Source organism: Streptomyces sp. NBC_01237 (genome assembly GCF_035917275.1).
In the GTDB taxonomy this organism is placed as follows: Bacteria; Actinomycetota; Actinomycetes; order Streptomycetales; family Streptomycetaceae; genus Streptomyces.
Map to the genome: position 1 here is coordinate 7,943,191 of NZ_CP108508.1, position 21,730 is coordinate 7,964,920.

Annotated in this window: 20 protein-coding genes and 1 pseudogene; 9 read left to right on the forward strand and 12 right to left on the reverse strand. The window is 71.1% G+C overall.

Features of this window, described 5'->3' with window-relative positions; all coding sequences use genetic code 11:
- The first annotated feature begins 886 nt into the window (after nucleotides 1–886).
- The 3 genes from OG251_RS35000 to OG251_RS35010 all read left to right on the forward strand — a co-directional run bounded on the left by OG251_RS35000 (nucleotide 887) and on the right by OG251_RS35010 (nucleotide 3,257).
- Nucleotides 887–1,126: a DUF6207 family protein gene (locus OG251_RS35000; protein ID WP_326680860.1), complete on the forward strand. Its 240-nt coding sequence runs from the start codon at nucleotides 887–889 to the stop codon at nucleotides 1,124–1,126.
- 515 nt (nucleotides 1,127–1,641) lie between these two features.
- Nucleotides 1,642–1,836: a hypothetical protein gene (locus OG251_RS35005; protein ID WP_326680861.1), complete on the forward strand. Its 195-nt coding sequence runs from the start codon at nucleotides 1,642–1,644 to the stop codon at nucleotides 1,834–1,836.
- 128 nt (nucleotides 1,837–1,964) lie between these two features.
- Nucleotides 1,965–3,257 (forward strand): helix-turn-helix domain-containing protein, encoded by a 1,293-nt coding sequence (locus tag OG251_RS35010; RefSeq protein ID WP_326680862.1) that lies wholly within the window; start codon nucleotides 1,965–1,967, stop codon nucleotides 3,255–3,257.
- A 133-nt stretch (nucleotides 3,258–3,390) separates the two neighbouring features.
- Here the strand turns inward: OG251_RS35010 and OG251_RS45040 are convergent.
- From OG251_RS45040 to OG251_RS35025, 4 genes and pseudogenes are all read right to left on the reverse strand, one after another.
- A pseudogene (locus tag OG251_RS45040) lies at nucleotides 3,391–3,663 on the reverse strand (HNH endonuclease); the annotation flags it as partial.
- 396 nt (nucleotides 3,664–4,059) lie between these two features.
- Nucleotides 4,060–4,203 (reverse strand): hypothetical protein, encoded by a 144-nt coding sequence (locus tag OG251_RS35015; protein WP_326680863.1) that lies wholly within the window; start codon nucleotides 4,201–4,203, stop codon nucleotides 4,060–4,062.
- Nucleotides 4,204–4,246: 43 nt separating this feature from the next.
- The gene (locus OG251_RS35020; RefSeq protein ID WP_326680864.1) at nucleotides 4,247–4,903 is read right to left on the reverse strand and encodes a 2OG-Fe(II) oxygenase; all 657 of its coding nucleotides are present in this window, start codon (nucleotides 4,901–4,903) and stop codon (nucleotides 4,247–4,249) included.
- Nucleotides 4,904–5,034: 131 nt separating this feature from the next.
- The gene (locus OG251_RS35025) at nucleotides 5,035–5,574 is read right to left on the reverse strand and encodes an EF-hand domain-containing protein (RefSeq protein ID WP_326680865.1); all 540 of its coding nucleotides are present in this window, start codon (nucleotides 5,572–5,574) and stop codon (nucleotides 5,035–5,037) included.
- 193 nt (nucleotides 5,575–5,767) lie between these two features.
- Here OG251_RS35025 and OG251_RS35030 point away from each other — a divergent pair, with 193 nt between their 5' ends.
- Nucleotides 5,768–6,436 (forward strand): hypothetical protein, encoded by a 669-nt coding sequence (locus OG251_RS35030; protein ID WP_326680866.1) that lies wholly within the window; start codon nucleotides 5,768–5,770, stop codon nucleotides 6,434–6,436.
- Between the two features lie 93 nt (nucleotides 6,437–6,529).
- On the opposite strand, the gene OG251_RS35035 is transcribed toward OG251_RS35030, so the two are convergent.
- Together OG251_RS35035 and OG251_RS35040 are read right to left on the reverse strand one after the other, a co-directional pair.
- Nucleotides 6,530–6,679: a hypothetical protein gene (locus OG251_RS35035; protein WP_326680867.1), complete on the reverse strand. Its 150-nt coding sequence runs from the start codon at nucleotides 6,677–6,679 to the stop codon at nucleotides 6,530–6,532.
- 650 nt (nucleotides 6,680–7,329) lie between these two features.
- Nucleotides 7,330–8,373, reverse strand: a complete 1,044-nt coding sequence (locus tag OG251_RS35040; RefSeq protein WP_326680868.1) for a polyprenyl synthetase family protein — start codon at nucleotides 8,371–8,373, stop codon at nucleotides 7,330–7,332.
- A 444-nt stretch (nucleotides 8,374–8,817) separates the two neighbouring features.
- Between OG251_RS35040 and OG251_RS35045 the strand changes: the two genes are divergently transcribed.
- Nucleotides 8,818–9,945: a terpene synthase family protein gene (locus OG251_RS35045; RefSeq protein WP_326680869.1), complete on the forward strand. Its 1,128-nt coding sequence runs from the start codon at nucleotides 8,818–8,820 to the stop codon at nucleotides 9,943–9,945.
- Between the two features lie 279 nt (nucleotides 9,946–10,224).
- Here OG251_RS35045 and OG251_RS35050 read toward each other — a convergent pair whose 3' ends face one another.
- Nucleotides 10,225–10,464 carry a hypothetical protein gene (locus OG251_RS35050; protein ID WP_326680870.1) on the reverse strand — a complete coding sequence of 80 codons (240 nt, stop codon included), beginning with the start codon at nucleotides 10,462–10,464 and terminating at the stop codon, nucleotides 10,225–10,227.
- 477 nt (nucleotides 10,465–10,941) lie between these two features.
- Between OG251_RS35050 and OG251_RS35055 the strand changes: the two genes are divergently transcribed.
- On the forward strand, nucleotides 10,942–11,262 hold the full coding sequence (locus OG251_RS35055; protein WP_326680871.1) for a hypothetical protein: 321 nt from the start codon (nucleotides 10,942–10,944) through the stop codon (nucleotides 11,260–11,262).
- A gap of 404 nt (nucleotides 11,263–11,666) precedes the next feature.
- Here the strand turns inward: OG251_RS35055 and OG251_RS35060 are convergent, their stop codons facing one another.
- Nucleotides 11,667–11,957 carry a hypothetical protein gene (locus tag OG251_RS35060; RefSeq protein WP_326680872.1) on the reverse strand — a complete coding sequence of 97 codons (291 nt, stop codon included), beginning with the start codon at nucleotides 11,955–11,957 and terminating at the stop codon, nucleotides 11,667–11,669.
- A 404-nt stretch (nucleotides 11,958–12,361) separates the two neighbouring features.
- Here OG251_RS35060 and OG251_RS35065 point away from each other — a divergent pair, with 404 nt between their 5' ends.
- Together OG251_RS35065 and OG251_RS35070 are read left to right on the forward strand one after the other, a co-directional pair.
- A complete protein-coding gene (locus OG251_RS35065; protein WP_326680873.1) occupies nucleotides 12,362–12,676 on the forward strand; it encodes a hypothetical protein in 315 nt (104 codons plus the stop codon).
- 227 nt (nucleotides 12,677–12,903) lie between these two features.
- Nucleotides 12,904–13,383: a hypothetical protein gene (locus OG251_RS35070; protein WP_326680874.1), complete on the forward strand. Its 480-nt coding sequence runs from the start codon at nucleotides 12,904–12,906 to the stop codon at nucleotides 13,381–13,383.
- A gap of 677 nt (nucleotides 13,384–14,060) precedes the next feature.
- On the opposite strand, the gene OG251_RS35075 is transcribed toward OG251_RS35070, so the two are convergent.
- Both OG251_RS35075 and OG251_RS35080 read right to left on the reverse strand, forming a co-directional pair.
- A complete protein-coding gene (locus OG251_RS35075; RefSeq protein ID WP_326680875.1) occupies nucleotides 14,061–15,302 on the reverse strand; it encodes an oxygenase MpaB family protein in 1,242 nt (413 codons plus the stop codon).
- A gap of 315 nt (nucleotides 15,303–15,617) precedes the next feature.
- Nucleotides 15,618–17,156, reverse strand: a complete 1,539-nt coding sequence (locus OG251_RS35080) for a pyridoxal phosphate-dependent decarboxylase family protein (protein ID WP_326680876.1) — start codon at nucleotides 17,154–17,156, stop codon at nucleotides 15,618–15,620.
- A 729-nt stretch (nucleotides 17,157–17,885) separates the two neighbouring features.
- Between OG251_RS35080 and OG251_RS35085 the strand changes: the two genes are divergently transcribed.
- Entirely contained in the window at nucleotides 17,886–18,644 is a 759-nt protein-coding gene (locus OG251_RS35085) for a hypothetical protein (protein WP_326680877.1), read from the forward strand.
- A 323-nt stretch (nucleotides 18,645–18,967) separates the two neighbouring features.
- Here OG251_RS35085 and OG251_RS35090 read toward each other — a convergent pair whose 3' ends face one another.
- Together OG251_RS35090 and OG251_RS35095 are read right to left on the reverse strand one after the other, a co-directional pair.
- Nucleotides 18,968–19,639 (reverse strand): HNH endonuclease family protein, encoded by a 672-nt coding sequence (locus tag OG251_RS35090; RefSeq protein ID WP_326680878.1) that lies wholly within the window; start codon nucleotides 19,637–19,639, stop codon nucleotides 18,968–18,970.
- Between the two features lie 139 nt (nucleotides 19,640–19,778).
- Nucleotides 19,779–21,722 (reverse strand): hypothetical protein, encoded by a 1,944-nt coding sequence (locus tag OG251_RS35095; protein WP_326680879.1) that lies wholly within the window; start codon nucleotides 21,720–21,722, stop codon nucleotides 19,779–19,781.
- Nucleotides 21,723–21,730: the final 8 nt, after the last annotated feature.

The following is a 21,730-nucleotide window of genomic DNA, read 5'->3' on the forward strand; positions in this document are numbered from 1 at the left end:
GCCGACGTGTCGGCCTGGCCATCTCCGGGGCCCTCGAACGGGCACCGTGGGAGCCGCCCGGACAGCGCGTTGCCGGATTCGCGATGCTGCGGGACCGGCCAACCACCCGGCCAGCAGCTGCAGTTCCGCTCGGGCCGGCAGCTGGCCGTGACCCGGTCACCGTGACCGACGGCCGCCCCGCTTCGTACGGTGCCGGGACTAATCAGACACACCATCAGCAAGAGGGGGACAGTCTCGTCCCAGAAGCTCTCGGTTCCTTTCCGCGAGTTCGTCGCAAGCGGCACACTGAGCAGCCCCCCTGATTCTCGGGCAGGGTGTGCCGTCTGCCCGGGCAGGGTCGGACGGCACCAGGCAGGGGGCGAGCAGCTGCCCGTGGTCCCGCAGGAACGTCTCCCACTCGGCCCGGGTGATGCCGAGCACGCGCTGTGCCTTGCGTACGCGCTGCCGGATGGTCTCCGGGACGACTCCGTAAAATTCGGCTGCCTCGGCTGTTGTCCACCCCTCATGGAGGAGTGCTGCCGTTGTACGGATGGTGCCGGACAAGCCTTTCAGCCGCTCAAGAACTTCCTCCCGAGTCATGGGTGCCCCTCGCTCGATAGCGGTTGATGCACTGACGGTACGGCCCGTGGTACCGGGCTCGGTCCGATCCCGTATTTCTACGGAATTCCTGGGAGACGCCCTGGAAACGCCTGCCCTCAGCCCGCTGACAATCCATCCCGTCAGCGGGCTGAGCTGCGACGGCAACGATTCTCGCGGTGACGTCGCGACGAGGACCATGCCTCCGGCAGCGGAACTCACCCTGGTGGGACTCGCACGGGATCCCCCGTCCGGGTTGGGCCGGCCGCTCCCCCGAACCGACGGCGCGGGAAAGGGCGTCGGTGAGGGCATGCACCCGATCCATGAGCAGCATCTGTCCGAGCCCGGCCTGGTGGTCCTGGACATCACCGCCCCCGACGAGACCACCCTGGACACCGTGATGGCCGGCCTTCAGGAACGGTGGGCGACATCCGGCATCAGTACCGGGCAGCGGACTCCCGGGTATCCGGGCATCCGGGCACGCGTCTACGCCGACACCCGGCGTCCCGGCACCTTCCCGTCGCCGGACGCGGGAGAACCACCGCGGTGAGGCGCACGCACCGACGTGTCCCCGGTGCCCGGGGCCTGGCGGAACGGGTGCGTCGAGATGACGGTCGACAGCTCCGGCAGCCGGGCCCTGCCCGCGATCCGCTGCGCGGGGCGGTGGGCGGGCCGGCCTTGGCTCGCCGCACGAAGAGGGTCTCCGGGCGGGGATGTTCGGAGCGGTGGGGCGGGCGGGGCGGGGGCTGGAATACCAAGATCACGCCCCGAATGGGTGCGCTTATCGGAAATGCATGCCGATTGCCCGCCCGGTGCCGACGAAAGTGTCCGATCGGACCGGACTTCTATAGGGAATGGGCCCAAATGTCCGAATGGCTTTGGGCAGAGCGTGAAACTACGCTCACGGAGCGCGAACCCGCTCTTCTCACGGACCTGGGTTCGCGCCCCCAATGCGACTACAACCCAGAGGAGGGCTCTATGCCTTCGTCCCCGGATCGCTTCAAAGCCAAACGCGTATGGCGCCGACTCGCAGGTGACAGTAACAAACAGGTCGCGGCCCGCGATATGCCTGTCAACAACGCGGCACAGCTGGGCAACACCCCGCAGGTTCCCCACCCTGCCGCGGGTATCGCCTTTCCGCCCCTGCTGATTGTTCCCGGCTCGCCCGGCTACACCGCCCTGGCCCTGATGCTGGCCCCGGTGGCCCTGTGGACGCTCACCGTATGGCTGGCCTCGCGCGGCAGTACGACATCGCGCTGACCAGCCCTCAGCAGTGACCCTGCACCGGCGCATCCGACGAAACGGCCGGGCGAGCACCGCTTTTCCTCACGATTCCCGGGCGGCGACACCCGTTTCGTCGCCCGGGACCGGACCCAAGAAAGCGAACGATGGGGAACACATTTTCGTCCGACCACTGTAAGTGGTGCGGCGGCAAACGCGACCAGCGGCACACCGGGCGCCCCGGCGAGTACTGCAGCACCAAGTGCCGGCAGGCAGCCCACACCCAACGCCAGAAGGGGCTGCTCCCCGACACCGCCGACTTCGACACCTTCCTCCACAGCGAGCTGGACTCCGCCTGCGCCGAGATCCGCGATCTCCAGCGGGCCCTGCACACCCCCAGCCCCGCCGAAACGCCCCTGGAACGCCTGCTGGAACTGCAGCGGCGCATAGAGCAGCTCACCCCGGCCGTGGTCGGCCGCACCAAACGCCTCGGCTCCTCCTGGGAGATGATCAGCCAGCTCCTCGGCATGAACAAGGACACCGTCCGCAAGAAGTACAACTCCTCCGTCGTCCAGCGCGCCCTGACCCGCCGCCACTGCAGGACGGCGCCCGCCGGCCCGACCCCCCGGCCCGCCCCGTCCATTCCCGCGCAGCGCCGGCCCCAGCAGCAGCCCTCCGTCCAGCACCCCGGCACCGAGGACACCGACAACGAGAACACCGAACCCGCACCGGACACAGACCCCGCCCCCTCACCCGCACCGCTCAGCACCCGCCCCGCACCGCTGGACTTCGCCTGCGTGCTCAGCAACCTCCAGCGCGCCTCCCGGCACAGCCTCAGGACCCTGAGCAAGAAGACCGCCCTCTCCCCCAGCTTCCTGTCCCGGACCATGAGCGGCGAGCGCTTCCCGAGCTGGGAAGCGACCGTCTCCATCGCCCGCGCCTGCGGCGCCGACCCCGAAGTCCTCAGAAAGGTCTGGGAGGACGCCGACATCCGCCGCAGCCGCAAGCCCCGACCCGAGACCCTGGACTCGGCACTCCGCTACTTACACCACCGGGCCGGCAGCCCCACCGCCTGGTCGATGTCCCTCAACAGCGGCCACCTCCTGACCCAGGACCACATCACCGGCCTCCTCGAAGGAACCACGACAGGAACCTGGGAGGAGATCCAGATCCTGGTCCAGACCCTCGACGGCGAATACACCTACTTCGAACCGCTCTGGCACCAGGCAACCACCCACCACAGCGGCAGTGCCCCCACACCCCCCGCCGGCACCAACACCGGTACCAGTACAGCCGCGCCCGCCTCCACCGGCCACAGCAGCACCAACCGGATCGAAGAACTCATCACCGCCTTCGGCAACGTCCTCAGCAACACCACCCGCCCCGCCAACTCCCCCACCGCACCCCGACGCCGGCACCCCGCCCCCATCACCCCCGCCACCACCTGGACCGGCCGGTAACCCCACCACAACCCACGAACCCCAGCCCGCATGACGAAGCCCCCTCGACCGAGGGGGCTCCGCCGTGCGGGTCAGGAGCCGCTGAACCAGTCCGGGCGCCCGGACGAACGGTCAGACTTGCGTATGCCGGAGGTCACGCGGCGTGCTCGTAGACGACCGTGGTGGTGGGGCAGTCCTCCGCGAGGCCGAGCAGCGCCTGCCGCTCCGCCTCGTCCATGGCCAGGTCCCAGCGCAGCTTCGTCCCGACCCAGGCAGCGGCGTAGGTGCAGTGGTAGGCGCCGTCCGAGGGCAGCCACTGGGCCGGGTCCTTGTCGGACTTGGAGCGGTTGGAGGCCGCGGAGACCGCGATCAGCGTGTCGGGGCTGCCCTGGTCGTTCGCGTACGCCTCCCGCCGCGCCGCACTCCACGGCGTCGGCTCAGCTGGCAGGGAGCGGTATTCGAATCGTGCGGTATTCCCGTCTGGCGCTCATGGCGGCTGGCGTGTGTGTCGCGACCAATTCCGGGGGGCTCGGCGCCCGAGGCGATTACCGCCTGGTCCGTCAGCATCCACCGGGAAGTCCCTCGGGTACCCAAGCAAATCGCACCACAGGGTCGCGACAGACCACCGTGCACCACCGCGCGCTGATCGCAGGCCTTGGTCCCGCCCGCCGGGCCCCGAGTCGGCCGGTCGATTGCCAGGCGCAGCCGAGACGGCGGAGTCCAGTCCCAGCCGATCCGGATCGGGTACGCACGATGCCGGCGCCCCCTGTGCTCAGGGGGCGCCGGCATCACAGGTCGGTCGGACGCGGGTGCTGCGGCCGTGTCAGAGGACGTGCAGCGGGTCCAGGCGGTTCGCGTCGGGGCTGGGAAGCTCGGTGACGGCGGGCTCGCGGCCCCAGCCGCGCGGGTCGGTTTCGGCGGCGTGACGGAGCAGGACGAGGACGGGGCTGGGCTGGGTCGATTCCATGTGCAGGTTCCCTTCGGGTGGTGATGAGTGGTGCCGGTGCGGTTCAGGAGATCCAGGCGTTCACGGCGAAGCGGTTGTCAGCGAACTTGCCGGACGGACAGCTGATGGGCAGTACCTCGTGGTAGACGGTCCCAGGGAAGAGGAGCAAGGTGTCGAAGGCGGGCTCGATCTCCTGGTAGGAGTCCGCACGCCACGCCTTGCCGTCAGCAGCAGCGACGTCGTACAGGCGCAGGGCCCCGCCGGTGAACGGTTTCGGCCGACGGTGGAAGTAGTAGAGGGCAGTGAGTTGGTGGACGGGGTCGAAGCCGAGTTCACCGGCGTCGGTGTGAGGGGCGAAGCCGGCGCCGTCGCCGTAGGCCGTGATCTGGGTGGCGACCTTGACGCCGGGTGCCTGGCTGCCCAGGACGGAACGGGCTAGCGGCACGGCGTTCGCGAGGGCCTGGCGCAGGAACGGGCTGTCGATGGGCAGGTAGGCCGCCTGTCGCCCGAACTCGGAGTCGTCGCCGGCCACGTACTCGGCTTGGTGATCGACGGCGAAGGCGTGTAGGCGTTCCGCGTTCTCGGCGCCGAGGAAACCGTCCAGACGCAGGATCGGAGCCGGGATCACCGCCACCGGCTTCACCGGGCCGGACAGGGTCCGCGGCCCTACGAAGGTGTCTGCCGGGGCCGTCTGCCGTCCGTCTCTCAGAGCGTCTGTCATGCCCGTAGCCAACGCGGAGCCAAGCGGGTTCGACAGGGCGCACGCCCGGCGCACCAATGCGCCACCGGCCGCGCCCTTTTGCGAGGCCAGGATCCGGCACGGCCGTCTCACCCGGTACGGGACGAGACGCGTCAGACTGGTACGGCGAAGGCCTGCTGGGGTTGGCCGGTGGTGTAGTAGGCGGTGACGGCGGTGAGGATCTCGTCCTCGGTGATCAGGCCGGTGGGGTCGGTGTGGTGTTCGGCGGCGACGCGGCGTGCCTGGTCCGGTTCCGCGCCGAGCGTGACGAGCATGAGGTCGACCGCGTTGACGGTGACGCGGCGGTCGCCGTCGTGGTCGGCGGCCGTGAACACCGCCCGGTGCCAGGGCAGGGCGATCCGGGTGAACGCTTCCGGGTCCTGGTGCAGGCCGGCCAGGGCGGCGCCGACGAACTCCCCGCGGGTGATGAGTCCGTCGAGGTCGCCGTCCGCGAGGCCGGCCATGCCCTCCCAGTACCGGTCGGCCGCCTCCCGCAGAGCGGCCTGGCCCGTGTCGTCGGCGACGTCGAAGGCGCGAGCGACCCGCTCGGCCATGAGCTGGAAGTCCCGGCGGGTGATGTGTCCGTCACCGTCCTGGTCGAAGGTGTGGAAGCGGGCCGCCATCTTGGCGGCGTAGTCGTCGAGCTCACTCACGGGGGAAACCTCGCAGGTCGGCACAGCGGGAAGGCCGAGACTAGGCGGGCCACGAAGGCCTCGGTGCCGCTGCGCATGTGCGCCCGTGCGCCGCCGCCGCGCCCCGCCGGGCTCCCGAACACTGTTCGAGGATGAAGCCCGCCCGCCCGCCTCATGCGGCCGGACGCTCCGTCGCCTGCCCGAAGGGATGACCGTGATCACCCTGACCGAGACGCTCGCCGTCCGCACCGTGCCCGGATTCCTGGACCCGAAAGAGATCACCGAGCTCACCGCGCTCCTTGACGATCATCTCGCGGCCATCAGCTGGCGCCCCGCGTACGTGGGCGAGGAACTCGACGACCTTCCCGCCCGCGTGCACGAGGTACTCGACCGTGCGGTCGCCCGGCACCTGCCGGAGATCCGCCAGGTGTTCCCCTCGGCTGTGGGGGCCTCGCCGTGGCAGTTCATCCAGTTCGGGCCGGGCGAGGGCGCGGTCCGCCACCTCGACGGCATCGGGCCCGACCCGCTGGCCCACCCGCGGCATGTCGCCCGCATCGGCGTGACCATCGAGGACGCCACCGCCGGAGGCGGGTTCTTCATCGAGACCGGCCCCGGCGAAGCCGTATGGGACACACGGCTCGACGCCGGACCCCACACCGGCTACGAGCCGGGCATGCGGTTCACCCGTATCGCACCCCACGACAAGATCTCCCGCGGCGAGCAGGACACGTCCTGGATCCACACCGTCACCGGCAGCCCCACCGTCCTGCCCGCCGACACCGGCACCGCCACCGTCTACGGGGCCCAGCTCATCCATGGCATCAACCCCGTCCACCAGGGGCACTGCCGCAAATTCATCACCGGACTCACATCAGGCCGGTGACCGATTACCGCTCGCCCCGGCGGAACGGCGACCGCGGCCGGCGGGCCTGTCTTCGGGCGGACAGGACAGGGCCGGGAGACCTGTCGGTGTGGGTCAGGACTGGCCTTGCTGCATCATGTTGCGCGCCTGCGCCTGCCCTTCGGCAGGTGCCCCCTCCTCCGAGCCGTCCTGGGCGCCCTCGTCACCGGCGACGGTGGTGATGACGAGTTCGGGCTCGTCGGCGTAGAGGTCCTTCTCGGTCATGGCGAATCCTCCTCATGCGGCGGCAGGGCGCCGGCCGCCCGCCGATGATGCCACTACGCAAGGTGGTGATCCGACAGCGGAGGGTCGCCGCCGATGGTGTCCGTGCCCCGGCAACCCGGTCGTCGGCGAGAAGCCGACGGGTGGTGGGGAGTGCGGCTCGGGGGCAGCCGCCGGTGTGCCCGCTCTCGGCCGAAGCACCCTCAAGGGCTCGGCGGGTTCTCCGCAGGCGGGACCGGGTTCACGCCGGATACGGTCCGGTGCCACGTCGCCGGTGATGCCCGAAGGCGGTCGGGCGTGCAAGGCCCTCGGGGCTGGTGGGACCGCGGGTGAGGTGTCGCGTCTTCTTCGACGAGGCGGAACGGACATCACCGTGTGGTCGCCAAGTCTGACGGCTACTCCACCGGCGCCTTCTCTCGGCAGGCGTTGCCGGTACCGGTCTGAGCCGAGTCCCCGGCACGCACCGGTATAGCGGAGGGGGCGGCCGCCCGTGAGCTGGGCGGTTCCGCATGTGCTGTGGCGGGCGCTGGCCGCAGGTCCCTCTCCGGGCGTCGGAATCACGATCAGTGCGGATCTCCCGAGAGACTGAGCAGTCTGGAGGCGGTCCGGCGCTGTGTTGCTCCTGCCGAACCGGAGGCCTAGAGCAGCCGGGGTCAGTGAGAGCGGTCGCTGATCATGCGGGTGAGGGTGAGCAGGCCGGCGCGGGCGGGCCCGATCAGTTCGGCGGCCTCGAGTGCCACCGTCGCGTCAGCCGTGCGTCGCTCAGCCTCGCGTTCGGCCCACGTCCTGCCGCCCGCTGCCTCCACCAGCGCCGCGGCGTCTGCCAGCTGGGTTTCGGTGAGCGGGGCGGGCAAACGGTAGAGGTGTGCCAGTTCCTCCGAGGCGGGGTTGGTCGCGGTGAGAGCGGCCACCACTGGCAGAGACTTCTTGCGGGACCGCAGGTCGGACAGGTGCGGCTTCCCGGTGGCCTGCGGGTCGCCCCAGATACCCAGGATGTCGTCGACGAGCTGGAACGCGGCTCCCGCGTGGTGTCCGAACCGGCGCAGGTGGGCCGTCCGGGCCGCATCCGCGCCACCGGCCAGCGCCCCGAGCGCGCACGACAGGGCGATCAGGGAACCCGTCTTCGCCTCCGCGACGGCCATGCTCTCGGCCAAGGTGACGTCATGGCGGTCCTCGGCCGCGGTGTCGGCGAACTCGCCCTCGACAAGCTGCTGCACGGCGTCGTCCAGCCACCCCGGACCCGCCCCGCTGGTCGGAGCGGGCGCCTCGGACAGGATCCGCATCGCCAGGGAGAGCAGGGCGTCGCCGGTCAGGATCGCGGCGGGCAGCCCGAACACCGACCAAGCGGCAGGACGGTGGCGCCGCAGGGTGTCACCGTCGATGACGTCGTCGTGCAGCAGCGACATGTTATGCACGAGCTCGACCGCCGTCGCGGCCTCCAGCGCCTGCTCCGCCCGGCCGCCGACGCCCTGGCACGCGAGCAGCGCCAATGCCGGACGCAGGGCCTTGCCTGAAGCGCTCGGCTCCGGCACTCCGTTGCGGTCCCACCAGCCGAAGTGGTACCCGGCCACGGTCCGCGCCGATGGGGGAAGCCGCCCCACCGCCTTACGCAGCTCCGGATCGACCAGATCGCGGGCTTGACGCAAGATCAGCCCGGCGTTCCCACCCAGGCTCTCGGGGGAAGGAGCCGGTGTCACCCGAGCCCTCCCTGCGGGCCGCCGGTGTGGCACGCGTGAGTGGCATCTAGGCCGGGCGGCCTGATCGGACGGTGCATCAGGACTTTCCCCCAGGGCTCTTCGAAGCGGAGAACACGGCGGACGCGCCACCGATCGGATGATCCCAAAGGGAAGGTAGCCGGTGCCCACGGCCGCCGTGACGGAGCCCCAGCCAGCTTACAGAGACCCTCCCGCCTGCGAGGAGCGGGCGCGGACCGCCCTGGGCGCCGACGGGTGCGGACCAGGAGCCTGGCGGCCGGCAGCCATGACTCAACGGGCTGCCGCCTTCGGCCCCGACCGCTGGCAGTCGATGCGGATCCGGGCCGGTGTTCCCCTCGGCGCTTCGCTTCGGGCATGATCCACCGGGGTCGCCGCGGGCGGGCCCGCGCCCGGCCCCGGGCACTTCACCACCATGCGGGAACGACGATGACCAGCGCAGTACCCTCCAGCCGCCAGGACACCGACCGGCCGCAGGAACTGCCCTTGGTCGGTACACCACCGCAGGCCGCTCACGGCACGCAGGAGACCGAGTTCTATCTTCCGGAACTCCCGCGTCTGCTGCCGTCCGCGTACCACCCCAACGCCGTCGAGATCGAGGTCCGATCCAACGCGTGGGTGTGCCGCCACCTTCAGTCCTGCTTCACCGACGAGCAGGCCCTGCTCTCGTATCTGCGCCAGCGCGCCGGTCTCTACGGCCCGGCCGTCTCACCGCTCGCGGACGGGCAACGGGCTGGTGACATCGCCGACTTCTACCAATACGTCACCATCGTCGACGACGCCATCGCAGGCACATCCACCTCCGAACAGCAGGCCCGCGGCGCCCTCGCCAGGATCACCCACGGCTTCGGGACCGAAACCGACGACACCTCGCCGCTGATCCGCGCCGGCGCCGACCTGTGGCGTCGCATCACCCCCGGTCTCTCCCCGGCGCAGGTGGGCCGGTTCAAGGAGAGCCTGGCCATCAGCCTGGGCGGCTACGCCGATGAGGTACCCCACCGCCACGCGGGCCACGTCCTGGCCCTCGACGGCTACATGAAGTTGCGCGTGGTCAGCTTCGGCTGGCCCTTCGTCGCACTGATGACCGAGTACGGCGCCCGCGTCGACATGATCGACCTCCACCCGACCCCCGAGTTCGAGAAGGCCAACGGGCACGCGGTGCGCCAGATGATCCTCGTCAACGACCTGCTGTCCTGGCGCAAGGAACATGCCCGGGCCGACACCATGAACGCCGTCGCCGTCCTGCAGCACAACGACAACCTCGACCTCCAGGACGCCGTCAACGCGCTTTGCCACCTCATCGAGGCCGAAGGCCGCGCCTACCTCACCGCCCGCGACCGTATCCTCAACGGCCCCCTCGGAGGCCGCACCGACGTCGCAACCTACCTCGACGCCCTCGACCACCTCATCGGCGGCACCCAGGCATACCATTACCTCACCCCGCGCTACTTCGGCGACGGCTACGCACCCGACGGCTCCACCTCCGGCTGGCTCAGCCTCACCGAACCCCTCGCCCGACTGCGCCCCCAGCCGCAGAGGACGCCCACCGTGGCGTAGGGGGCAGGCCCCGGCCGGAAACTCTGACGGGTACCACACCCAGGCACGGGATTCGGTGACACAGGGGCTCCGCGCCGGGCACCGGGTCGAGCCGCCGCCCGGCGCCAAGGGGACATCCTCAGCCGATGGCACGGCGGACCGGTCGGAGCTACCCGCGAATAGCGCCGACCTGTCCGCCTTGACCCGGCGCCGGGTACCGCCGTAGCACCGGCGGCGTCCACAACCACCGGCCTAATGAGGCTGGCTGCATCCACCAGCTGCTGCCGTTCACGGGGCGTGTTAGCCCTGTTGCGCCTGCCGCGCCAACTGGGCCTGAATCGCCTGATCGTACGCCGCGCCACCGCCGTAGCCAGCGAACCCGCCGCCGCCGACCGCGGCTTGCTGCACTTGGACCACAGCCTTGCGGGCCTGTGCCCTGATCGGCTCCGGAGCGCCTTCCAGCTTCTTCAACGACCTGCCGAGAGCGGCAGCGTCGGCCTCGACCTCGGCGAGCACGGCAGCGTAGTCCAGTCCGGTCATGAAAAATCCCCTTGCGTTATACCGCCTTTACGGTACGAACCGTATCCGTCGCACCACGTGACGACTAGATCGTTTTTGGACCGCCCTTGCGGCAACGGAGCCGATCGAGCGACGAGACCTGCGCCGCTCCACAGCCTTCCACCAGGGTTCGCACGCTTGTGCCCGGCCACGGACCGCCCCGCGGTCGCCTGATGGGGCGGCGGTGGCCGTCGACCCACCCCTCCGGCACCAGAACACCCCGGCCGACCGCAGGCACTGCTGCCGTACCGGACTCTGGGGTCCCGCCGGGAAGCGGGTCTCGGAGCTGGAGCGGCTGCGGATCGGCCCGATGCGGGTGTCGGGGTCGGCGATGACGGGCGCGCTGGAACGGGCGAAGGGCGTACGGGGGCTCGTGCGCACCTCGTGCCAACGTCGGTGGTGCCGGCGGCGCGGATGGCGGGCCTGGCCCGGTATGGGTTGGGCTCGAAGGCGCCGACCTTGCGGGAGCTGGAGGAGAGCCGGAAGACGACGACGCTGCAGGCGACGGTGCGGCATCTGGAGTTGGCGAGCGTGGACGGCGCCCTGGACCTCCTCGACGTCCTGATGGCCTTCCGCCTCCTCGCACGGGCGGACCAGGTCGGCAAGGACAAGAAACTCAAGGCGCTGCCGAAGCAGAAGCGGGCCGCGGGCCGGGTCGCGAAGGTCGGGTTCCTGCTGGAGACCGCCCCGGCAACCGAGAGCGGGGAGTTGTCGTCGACTTCGGCGCGGCTCCGGCCGGCGCCCCGATGGCCAGGGCGCTTCGCCAGCTGCCGCACCTGATCCACCAAGAAGCTTCCTGCCGCGGACGTCGAGCGGGAGCTGGTGACCGGGTCGTGGCGGCGCCGGTCTTCGCCGCTCCCGGCACCGAACCGGGCCTGGCGGACAAGGCGGCGTACTCGCTCTGCGTGATGAAACACCCTCACGGGGCCCTGCGGCGGCGGGACGTGTACGCAAGGAGCGGGGACCGGTGGGGTGATCCGCGGGCCAAGCTCCTGGCCGGGCAGTGGTGGGAGAGCGTGCAGCCGACCATCCTGACGGCGCTCGGGCTGGAGGCGGAGCCCGCCGCCCACGGCGAGTGCGCGGTAGATGCTCGCCACGCTGGGCGCCCGGCCCTTGCGTTTGCCGGTGAGGATGATGAGATCGGGCTGCGTGGGCAGGGGTCTCGCACCGTGTGGATGCCGGGTTCAGGCCTGGTCGGCCGTCACATCCAGTTGGGCCGTCTTGCTGTCTTCGTTGGCGGTGAAGTCGACCTCGATGGGAAGGGGAATGTTGTCGCCGGGCCGGGGCATGCCCAGGGTGTCGGTGACCGCCGGCAGCCCTGAACTGTAAAGGTTTTGCTCCTCGACGTTTGCCGTGAGGATGTTGACACGGTCCCTGAGGGCGGCTTCGTCGACGGCGTCGTCGGCGTGCGCCAAGCCGGCGGAGAGCAGGACGGTGCCTACGACGAGTGCGGCCTGCGCGGTCTTCTTGATCATGTAATGGTCAACGAGAACAGGCCGCGCCGGTCACCGTGCGGGACACGGTCCGGTCGGCCTGTCGGGGATTCCGGGATCAACGCCGCACGGTCGTGGGCCGACGGCCGCCCTACGGGGCCCGGCACGTAGGGCGGATCCGGGATCGCCGGTGTGCCCCGATGTGTTCCACGGCAAGGGCGTCGGCATGGCCGGGCCGTCCGTCGAGCCCCGGCCCGAGCCCACTGCCGGAAGTCCCGGTCACGCGGCCTGCGGCCGTAACCGGACGGCGTCAGGGCGGTTGAACGCTCACGACGGCCCTCCCGCACCTGGGGCCGCTCCATCTGGGGGATGAGGGTCCACGCCCGTGGCCCGGCCACGGCGAAGGTCCTCCCGCCCCTCGTCACACCGACCGGAAGGCAAGCATCATGGGCTACTACGACAACGGGCTCGGCAGCGACCAAATGAACGGCACCCTGACCTCCTCGGGCAGGCCCATCTCCTACCTGTGGAACGTCGACGTCTCCGGCGGGGACCAGGACCTGCTGCGGGCCGTCCTCGAGGAGAGGGTCGGTGACCAATACGGCCCCGCGGAGATCGACAACCTGCTGGGACGCTCCGACTCCTCGTTCACGCTGGCGTTCTTCGACGAAACCTCTGCCACGACGTTCGCCGAGCTGGCCAGGGCCACCGGCGCAACCGCCGAGGCGTACGAGACGAAGAAGATCAACATGATCTCCTAGCGATCCGGTCGCGGCCGACTCACAGCCTGTGCCGTTGGCTGGGCTCTTCGCGGCCACGCGCTATATGGGATCGGAGCCCTGCAGGCGGGAAACGCTCGCGGCACGCTTGGAACCGGACAAGGTCGGCCTCCCGCAGCCGGGCTCCATCGGTCTTATGTGATCATGCAGAAAGCGGACCGCCTCGTCACCGGACGACGTCACAAGGCCCGTTCTCAGAGGGAGATTTCATGCGTAGTCGTCACGTGCTGGGCGGTCTGCTGGCCGCCGCTGTCGCCGTCGGTCTCGCCGCCTCACCGGCATCGGCCGCGACTCCCAACGGGAAGTACCGGATCCAAGTGGGCGGTCAGTGCGCGAAGGAAATCGCAAAGGGATCGGAATACATGATCGCGCTCGGCAACGACTGTTCGACGTCAACCGTGTGGAACGTGACCACCACCCTCACCGTGACGACCTTCCGCAGCGCCTCGTCCGGTAAGTGCCTCGGCGTCTCCGCGCCCAGGCCCCATGAACCCACCTGGGTTACCTCCAAGGCCTGCTCGGACATCTTCGCCCGCAAGGCTTGGCGCATCAACGAGCCCGACAGCGAGGGATTCACCGAGATCTCCCAGCCGTTCAAGGGCAGGACCGAATGCCTGGCCAACGAATCCCGGGGCTTCCTCCAGCAGGATGCGTGCGGCGGCAACACCACCCGGCTGATCGAGGTCTAGGCCTACCCCAAAGCCCGCACCCTGCAGGGCCCCCTCGGCGCCCGCCCCGATGTCGCCGCCGGCTTCGGGGCGGTGGGCCACCTCATCGGCGGCACCCAGGCGCACCACTACCTCACCCCACGCTACTTCGGTGACGGTCACGTCCCCGACGGCTCCACCTCCGGCCGGCTCAGCCTCACCGAACCCCTCCCACCACTGCGCCCGCATCCCGCCGGCTGCCCGGCAGGTGAGGGGCAAGGCTTCTCTGCCGACTGGTAGGGCTGCGGTGTCCTGCGTACGGCCGGAGCCCGGCCACCCACGAGCGGGCCGGCGTTCGGCATCGGGGCGTCTCCGAGCCCGGTCACCCGGCGGCTGTGGGTGCTCACGGCGGCGCCGGACCGCAACAGCCTGGGGCACTGACGGCGCTGGTCAGGGCAGGACACCTGACACCGGTCGTCGACCATGAATGCCCGCTGGCCGAGGTGGCCGACACCGTCCGCTACGTCAAGGTGGAGCACGCGCCGAGGCCGTCGGCTCGTCCTCCGGTGTGCCGATCAGGCCCCGGCGCCCCCTGCGCCTGCGAGCACGCGATCATCGCCGCGAGCCGCCGTCCCCACCCAGGACCCGGGCGGCGGCCGGGGCCGGGGCGAAGACAGCAGGGGGCGAAGGGGACGGCGCCTGTGGTGAGCAACCCCGCTCTACCGGTGCCCGTATAGGTGCAGGGGCATCGTCAGTTCCGCCCTCTTGCCGTCGTTCATCGCACGCTCCACCATCTGCACCGCCACGCGGGTCATGGTCGCGGACGGCGTCGGCAGGCCGCCCGCCTGGGTGCCGGTGAAAAAGCCGTGAACGGCAGTCGGCACGACCGCGTCCCACGTGGAGCGGGCGAGGTCGAACGCGTCGGCGTCCACGTCGCCGATCATGTACCGCACCAGCGCGGTCGCGGGCGGGACGGTGATCTCCTTCGGGCCGGCCAACGAGGAGAAGTACTCGATGGTGGCCTTCACGTACTTCGCGGACTGCGGCGTCACCCGCGCGTGGACGGCGTCGACGGCCGCCGCGCGCTTGCGCGCCGCGGCCAGCGTCGGGGGCATGCCGTCCGCCCTGATCCCCATCAGATAACCGCCGACGCGGCACTCGTGGAAATAGGCCTCCGCCTCCTGCTCACTGGGGTGGACGCCCAGCTTGTCCAGGTGGTCGATCAGGTAGCTGGTGAACAGGCTTCCCTCGGCGAGCAGGTCCAGCTGGTTGATGGGCAGGCCCCACTTGGCGGTGTCCCAGTGCCCTTCGGTGTGCAGCAGGTAGCGCACGGCGGAGTGCGCCATCCGTACCCGCGCAGGGGTGACGAAGGCCGCGCCCTCGGGCCCGTAGGGGGTCTTGTGCAGGATGTCACCCACCGCGCGCAGCGCCTTGGCGAAGCCCTGCTTGTTGTCGTGCGGGCCCTCGATGCCGATGATGGCCGCTGCCGCGGCGGGGAAGCGCATCCTCTCCGGCGTGACGTCCAGCACCGCGGCGAAGGAGATCTGCTGCGCGTGCGCCATCCCGAAACGGTGACCGGCGGCCAGCGCCTCCGGGTCCACCCAGGACGGCAGTCGGCGGGTCGTCTCCAGGAAGTCGCGCAGCTTCGCAGGCAGACCGCCGGGGATCGCCTGGCCGTTGGTCTTCCACCCCTTGAGCGCCTCGTTGACAGCCGCTCCCTGTCCCCGCTCGAATGCCTCGCTCACGGCCTCGTCGCACTGGGGGTCCGCGACCTGCTTCAGGCCCTCCAGAAACGCCCTCTCCTCGGGGGCGACATCAGCCGCGGTGGCCCGCGACGGTACGGGTGCGGGGCCCAATGCGGCCCGGGCGGCGGATGCTGCGGTCCCGCTGCCAAGGAGGACGGTGGCGCCGGCCGCCGTTGCCGCACCGAGAATGTGACGTCGTGTCATGGGGCTGCTCATGCGACGATCTTGGTCGATCGCCGCCACGGGCACCGCATCGGAAGACCAAGATCCCCTCGATCGGATGATGGTGTTCACAAGATCGGTGAGCTGTACGTCCGGATCGAGGGGACCGGCATGCCGTACCTGCGCCGACGAGCTCAGGCCAGGCGTGGCCATGCCGGCCGAAGGAGGGTGGGGTGGTCAGGAGGCAGCACCGCCCGCTCTCGGTGCCCAGCTACCTCTGGCCTTGGCCCATCAGGCCTGTTCGTGGCCATCGGAAAGTCCAGGCCGGTGGCCACCAGGAGGTTCCTCGAATTGCCTGACGCAGGGTGACTAAGTCTGGGGTTCGAACGGGGTGCCTGAGGGGTCGGTGGTCCGGAGATGGTCGACGGCGGCCTGGACTTCCTGGAGGAGGGTGTCCACGTCGTCGGTGGTGGTGAGGTAGTTGCAGACGCAGGCGCGCAGGACCGTTTCGCCGTCGTGGCAGACGGTGGCGAGATAGGCGTGGCTGCGGGCCTGGACGCGTGCGGCCACCGCCGTGTGCAGGTCCGCTCGCGCATCCCGACGCCCTGTGTCGGGGCTGTCGGTCAGGCGGAAGCAGACCACAGGCAGTGGGCCGTCGCTACACAGTTCCAGTCCGGGGTGCTCCTGAACGCGTTGGCGCAGGTATTGGGCGAGGTCCTGGTAGTGCTGAAGGAGGGCGATCACGCCGGAGCGGCCGAGCTGGCGAAGGGTGGCCCAGAGGGCGAGGGCGCGGGTGCCGGGACGGGTGAGCTCGATCGTGTAGTCGGACATCCAGGGCCAGTCCTGGTCGCCTTCGAGGTAGGAGGCGCGGAAGGTGAACGCGTCGCGCAGCCTGGAGGGTTCGGTGACGAGGGCGGCGCCGCAGCCGACGGGGACGGACAGGGTCTTGTGCGGGTCGACGGTGAGTGAGTCGAGGTCTGCGACGCCTCGGTAGAGGGTGGCCAGTTCGGGGACGAGGGCGCCGAGCCCGCCCCACGCGCCGTCGGCGTGGTGCCACAGACCCTGACGGCGGCACACGCGGCTGATCGCCTCGATCGGGTCGACGGCGCCGCTGGCGGTGCTGCCCAGGTTGGACACGACGCAGAACGGCAGCAGGCCGTTCACGCGGTCGGCGTCGATCATCTCCTCCAGGGCCTCGACGTCCATGCGCCGCTCCGCTGTGGTGGGCACCGCGCGCAGCCGCCACGGCGGGAGGCCGATCACGGCGGCGGCCTTCGCGACCGACATGTGGGCCTGGTCGCTGTGGTAGGCGGTCAGGCGCGCGTGGGCCTGGTCGTAGGCGGGGCCGTCGGTGGCGCCGTTCTGGCGCAGGAACCAGGTGCGGGCGGCGCCCAGGCAGAGCAGGTTGGCCATCGAGCCGCCGCTGGTCAGCACTCCGCGGGCGGTCGGTGCCATGCCCGCCAGCGAGGCCAGGTCGCGCACCACTCCGCGTTCGAGGTCCATAAGGGCGTGCTCGCCCATGCCGCAGGTCGCGTTGACCGCAGTGGCCAGCAGTTCCGCGATCACCCCGGCCGGCGACGGCGGTGAGTTGATCCAGGCGAAGAAGGCGGGATGGCCGTTCCCGGTCGGGTACGGGGCGATCGCCTGGTCGACGAACTCCAGCAGGGCGCCGAGGTCCTGGCCCTCCTGCGGCAGCGCCCCGGCTGCCAGGGTCTGCCGGTGCGCCGGCGGGATGGGCCGGGCCACCGGATGCTCGTTGATCTGCCCGAGGTAGTCGGCGACCCAGCCTGCCGCGGCGGTCAGTTCGTCGCGGAACACCTTCGGGTGCACCGCCAGCGGCCCGGTGCCGCCACCGGCCTCCAGCTGGGCCGAGGGCAGGCGGGACGGAGGGCTGGTATTCGGCGGCATCGGACAGTCGCACCTTCGCTCAGGATGTCGGCCGGACGGCCATGATCCACAACGACTGCCGCCCGGGGGCGGTAACGGTCCTGGCCCAGCCCCAGTCCAACGGCCCGACTCCGGAACTCGCCGGACCGGAGGCCGACGCGGCCCGAACGGTCCCCTGCCCAAGACCCCCGACGGCGACCGGAAATCATCACACACTGTCACCCGTTGGCCATCCGTCTGGAATCGTCGTGGCCAGCAGCCCGCACCATGCTGGCCACCAGCCGGGAAGATCCGCTGGCCACTGACAAGGCCGCTGGCGCGCGTCCGCACCTGCGCGCCAGCGGCCTGGCCGTCCGCATCTGCGCCAGGGACTTCGCTGCCGTCCTGCGGGTCTGCGACCTTGCGGACGGCCGACGCGACAGGCGGCGACCGAAACAGTCGTCTCAGCAGATCGTTCCAGGCCCGCCGGCAGCCCGCCAGGCTCAGCGGGGCAGCCCACCCCAAGGGGTGGAATCCCCTACCGGACCTGCGGCGAACTGGCGGAAATGCCGCTGCCGCAGGGCGAGCCGAAGCACCACGCCATGCACGAGGGGCAGAAGCCGGCGGTGGGCGGGTATCGCAGGAGCCGGCATGTGACACCTGATCGGGTTCTTCGCGAACGCCGGTACCAGGCCTGCCGGATGGGGCATGATCGTCATGTCCTGGTCATGTCCTGGAAGGGTTCCTGCGTTGATATCGAAGAGTCCGGCGGTGCGCAGAGGCGCTCTGGTCGCGGGTGCGGCGGCCTGCGGTGCGGTGGTAGCGGCCGGGTCGCTCTCCGGCGTGGCACACGCCGCGGAGCCTGCCGGGACCGGGGTGAGGATCGTCTCCGCGCAGAGCTCCGGGGGCACCCTTGCCTGGTCGGGGAGCTACTCGTGCGCGGGCGGTGTCGCCAACACGGTGACGGTTCACGCCAGTGACGAACTCGGCCACAGCGCGACGGGCCTGGCCGTCATCACCTGCCTGGGCAAGGTCACCGGCGCATCCGTCAGCGGCACCGTCAGCACCGGACTGCTGGGACTCGGCGGCTCCTGGGGCAGGGAGATCACCCTGACGACCACGATGCGCGGCCTGCTCGGCGCCACCTTGGCCTCCGACCAGGTCGCCCTGGTCGGCAATCGCCTCAACAAGGCGTCCCTGGACGGCGTCACCCCCACCCCGAGCGGCCTGACCGTCTCCGGCGGCTTCGACTGCGAGACCCCGGTCGGCACGGTGACGCTCCGCCTCACGGCGGCCGACCGCATCACCGGCCTCCCGCTCGGCGCCACCACCCAGACCCTCTCCTGCGCGGGCAACACGGGCACCCCCGGCTCCGGCACCTGGAGCGCTGCCCTCCCCTCGGCGGGCGGCGCACCCGGCGGCACTGCCGGCGGTGACGAGAACCTGAGCTTCAGCATGGAAGGCAGCGTCGCCGTCACCATCGACGGGCAGAACGTGACGCGCAAGTTCAGCTTCAACGGCCAGATCTGACACGGCGCCGCGCGGTGCTGAGCCGACGGGGTGGCCGCCAGTGTGGACGGATGACTGCGGACTGGGTGTTCGGCTGACATCCGTCATCCGCGTCACCGCAACTGGCAAGGGTGCCGCATCGTTGGTTCTCCGACGCGCACGGATTCCGAACGACCCCCACGGGGATCCGTGTACGTCGGCGGGCCCCGGTGCACCGTTCAGCACCGGGGCCACAGCACGAGCGGAAACTGCCCCGGCCCTGGGGGCGGCCTCGTAGACGACGGTGGGTGGCGGGACAAGCCTCGACGAGTCCGAGGAGAGTCTGCCGATCAATCTCGTCGACGCTACGGGGCGGGGGTGTAGGTGACGGTGTTGCCGCCGCAGCCGGCCGCGATGTCGTACAGGCGGTCCTGCTCGTCTCGGTCGACGGCGAGCTGCCAGCGGAGCTTGGTCGCGGTCCACTCCGAGGCGTACCGGCACAGCGCCTCCGAGGCCGGCGGCAGCCACTCGAAGGGGTCCTGGTCGGCCTTCTGCCGGTTCGACCGCGCGGTGACCTCGACGAGGCTGGACGTCTGCTGCTGGTCGTTCGCGTACGCCTCACGCCGAGCCGGTGTCCAGGTGGAGGCGCCGGAGTCCCAGGCTTCGGCGAGGGGCACCATGTGGTCGATGTCCAGCGCGGTGGCGGAGGTGACGGTCTGCTCGTCGTAGTACGACCACCAGCTGCCCCCCGTCAGTGTGCACCGCGGGCCCACCACCGGCGGCTCGACGGCCTCGGCGATCAGGACCTCCCGGCGGGTGTCGCAGCCGTCGGTACGGTTCTCGCCCGCGTTCCAGTGCCTGAACGCGTCACGGTCGTAGCCGTCCCGGGACTCGTCCGCGATCCGCAGCGCGGAGACCGCAACCCCGATCGGCAGGACCTCGGGGGCGGCGGCCGCGGCCTGGGCGGTGGTGGGCAGGGACAGGGGCAGCACGGTCAGGGCCAAGGCGGCGGCCGCGCGCATCACAGTGATCATCACGGAGCCGGTTGTAGCCGCCTGCCCGCCGTCGGCGGGCCGTTGCTCCGCAGGGGTCACCCGAATGCGCGGCCGGATTCACCGGCGAAACGACACTCCCGCTCTGCGGACCGGCCCACGGAGCGGGGTCGACGGGGGCTGGTCAGGAGGGTGGGGCGGCCAGGCGTGCTTCGAGGTAGGCGGTCCAGTCGGTGGCGGCACGTCGGCGCCAGTGGGCGGCGGTGACGGGGTGGAGGCCGAGCATCGGGCCGAGGACCGCGGGGGGAAGGTCCTGGGCGAGGGTGACGAGGGCGGTGGCCCGGGCGGGCCGGCTGGGGATCTGGTGGGCGGCCAGGCGGCGGCCGAGCACGGTGGCGGAGAGGTGTTGTCCGGGGCGGCCCCCGGGAAAGAGCCAGCCCCGGGCGGTGTTCGCCGCCCAGTTGGTGGGCGGAGGCCGGTTGGCGAGGTCGGCCAGCAGGGCGCCCAGGGGAACGGGCAGGGGAATGGGGGTGCGGTCGAGGGTGAGGAAGGTGTCCTCGCCGACGGTGGTCACGGCCTGGGTGGTCAGAGCGGTGATCCGGGTCAGGTGCTGGCCGAAGAGGAGGAGGATCGCGCCGGCTCCGCGGACTTCGAGCGGCAGGTCGGTGTCGGTGAGGCACTGGTGGAGGAGTTCCCAGTGGGAGTCCTCGTCCAGCGCGACCGGGTCCTTTTTCGGCCAGTGCGGGACATGAAGGATGCGGGCGTGCCCGCGGCGGGTGGCCCAGATGACGAAGTCTCGGACGGCGAAGCGGGTGCCGGGGCTCACTGCGAGCCAGCCGTCGACCTCGTGCTGGGTCACTTCCTGCAGGGGCAGTCCGCGCGCGGTCATCGCGCTCAGGAACTCGGCGGCGCGGTTGATGCGGGCGTAGGCGCCGCGGGCCCGGAAGAGGAATCCGCCGCCGCGCAGCCGCTCGTGGCGGCGGGCTCGCGGCAGCAGCGACCAGCGCACGTAGGAGCGGAGCAGGAGGGCGTGTTCGGGGTGGCGGGCGGCAACCCGTTGGAGGTGGCGCTCGATCCGCGCGGACAGCTCGTCGCGCTCGGGCAGTACCTGGTAGGCGGTGAGGAGGCCGCGCAGGTACTCCACGGTCCGGGCGGCGGCCCGGCCTTCGGCCGCGGTGAGGTCGAGATCGGCGTGGGTGACGGGCCGGCCGGTGGCCACGAGGTCGGCGAGCAGCGGGGCGGAGCGGGAGTTGCGCAGCCAGGTCAGGACGGTGCCGGGCTCCGGGCTGTCGGCCAGGGTCGCGCGCAGGTGCGCGTACGCGCCGTCGTCAGGGACGGTGGGGAACAGTGCGGTGAGCTGGTCGTGCACCGCGCATCGGTCGCATAGCCCTTTGACCTGGTAGGAGCGGGGTTCGGCGCAGCGCGGGCAGGCATGCGGATCCGGGTGCCCGGCGCAGGGTCCGCAGACCCGGCGTCCCTTCGCGCGGGCGATGAGCACGCGGCGGCGGTCGCACCCCGGGCACGGGGCGGGATTGCGGCGGGCCTGGCGGTAGCACGGCTTGCAGACCGGCCCGAGCGGCCACCGGGCACACACCGGTGCCCGGTCCCCGCACACGGCGCACGACGCGAGCGGGCGGGGGCGGCAGTTCGCGCACGGATCCATGAGGGAGCGGTTCCCGCAGTCCGAGCAGGCCCGGCCGGTTGAGAGCTGGTCCCGGCGGCAGGGCCCGCAGGTCTTGTGGCTCGGGCGGGGCCGGGTCTCCCCGCAGGCGGTGCAGGGGCCGACGTCGGCCTGCGCGGCCAGGATGCCCTCGCAGCCGAGGCAGACCCTGCCGCCGGGCACCGCCCGGCGCAGCGGCCGGATGCGGCCGCACCGCAGGCAGGCCGGTGTCCGGACCCCGGCGACGCCCATGGCGGTGAGGGTGGTGATGAGGGCCTGGACCGACAGCGGGGCGAGGGAGGACCCGCTGACCAGCGCGTCGGGGTGCGCTGCGAGGTGAGCACGGATCCGCCCCCGGGCCGACGGGGTCAGCCCGGCCACGATCCGGGCCGCCTCGTCCGGCACGAGAGCGGGCAGGAACCGGGCGACCTGCTCCGCGAGTTCCTCCCACGAGGCCCGAGCGGGCACCGGGCCGC

What these genes read in the sequence shown, in the direction of transcription:
- OG251_RS35010 (WP_326680862.1), top strand. Translation starts at nt 1,965, where the DNA reads ATGGGGAACACATTTTCGTCCGACCACTGTAAGTGGTGCGGCGGCAAA.
- OG251_RS35065 (WP_326680873.1), top strand. Translation starts at nt 12,362, where the DNA reads ATGGGCTACTACGACAACGGGCTCGGCAGCGACCAAATGAACGGCACC.
- OG251_RS35075 (WP_326680875.1), bottom strand. Translation starts at nt 15,302, where the DNA reads ATGAGCAGCCCCATGACACGACGTCACATTCTCGGTGCGGCAACGGCG.
- OG251_RS35050 (WP_326680870.1), bottom strand. Translation starts at nt 10,464, where the DNA reads ATGACCGGACTGGACTACGCTGCCGTGCTCGCCGAGGTCGAGGCCGAC.
- OG251_RS35035 (WP_326680867.1), bottom strand. Translation starts at nt 6,679, where the DNA reads ATGACCGAGAAGGACCTCTACGCCGACGAGCCCGAACTCGTCATCACC.
- OG251_RS35000 (WP_326680860.1), top strand. Translation starts at nt 887, where the DNA reads ATGCACCCGATCCATGAGCAGCATCTGTCCGAGCCCGGCCTGGTGGTC.
- OG251_RS35015 (WP_326680863.1), bottom strand. Translation starts at nt 4,203, where the DNA reads ATGGAATCGACCCAGCCCAGCCCCGTCCTCGTCCTGCTCCGTCACGCC.
- OG251_RS35060 (WP_326680872.1), bottom strand. Translation starts at nt 11,957, where the DNA reads ATGATCAAGAAGACCGCGCAGGCCGCACTCGTCGTAGGCACCGTCCTG.
- OG251_RS35070 (WP_326680874.1), top strand. Translation starts at nt 12,904, where the DNA reads ATGCGTAGTCGTCACGTGCTGGGCGGTCTGCTGGCCGCCGCTGTCGCC.
- OG251_RS35080 (WP_326680876.1), bottom strand. Translation starts at nt 17,156, where the DNA reads ATGCCGCCGAATACCAGCCCTCCGTCCCGCCTGCCCTCGGCCCAGCTG.
- OG251_RS35020 (WP_326680864.1), bottom strand. Translation starts at nt 4,903, where the DNA reads ATGACAGACGCTCTGAGAGACGGACGGCAGACGGCCCCGGCAGACACC.
- OG251_RS35005 (WP_326680861.1), top strand. Translation starts at nt 1,642, where the DNA reads ATGCCTGTCAACAACGCGGCACAGCTGGGCAACACCCCGCAGGTTCCC.
- OG251_RS35045 (WP_326680869.1), top strand. Translation starts at nt 8,818, where the DNA reads ATGACCAGCGCAGTACCCTCCAGCCGCCAGGACACCGACCGGCCGCAG.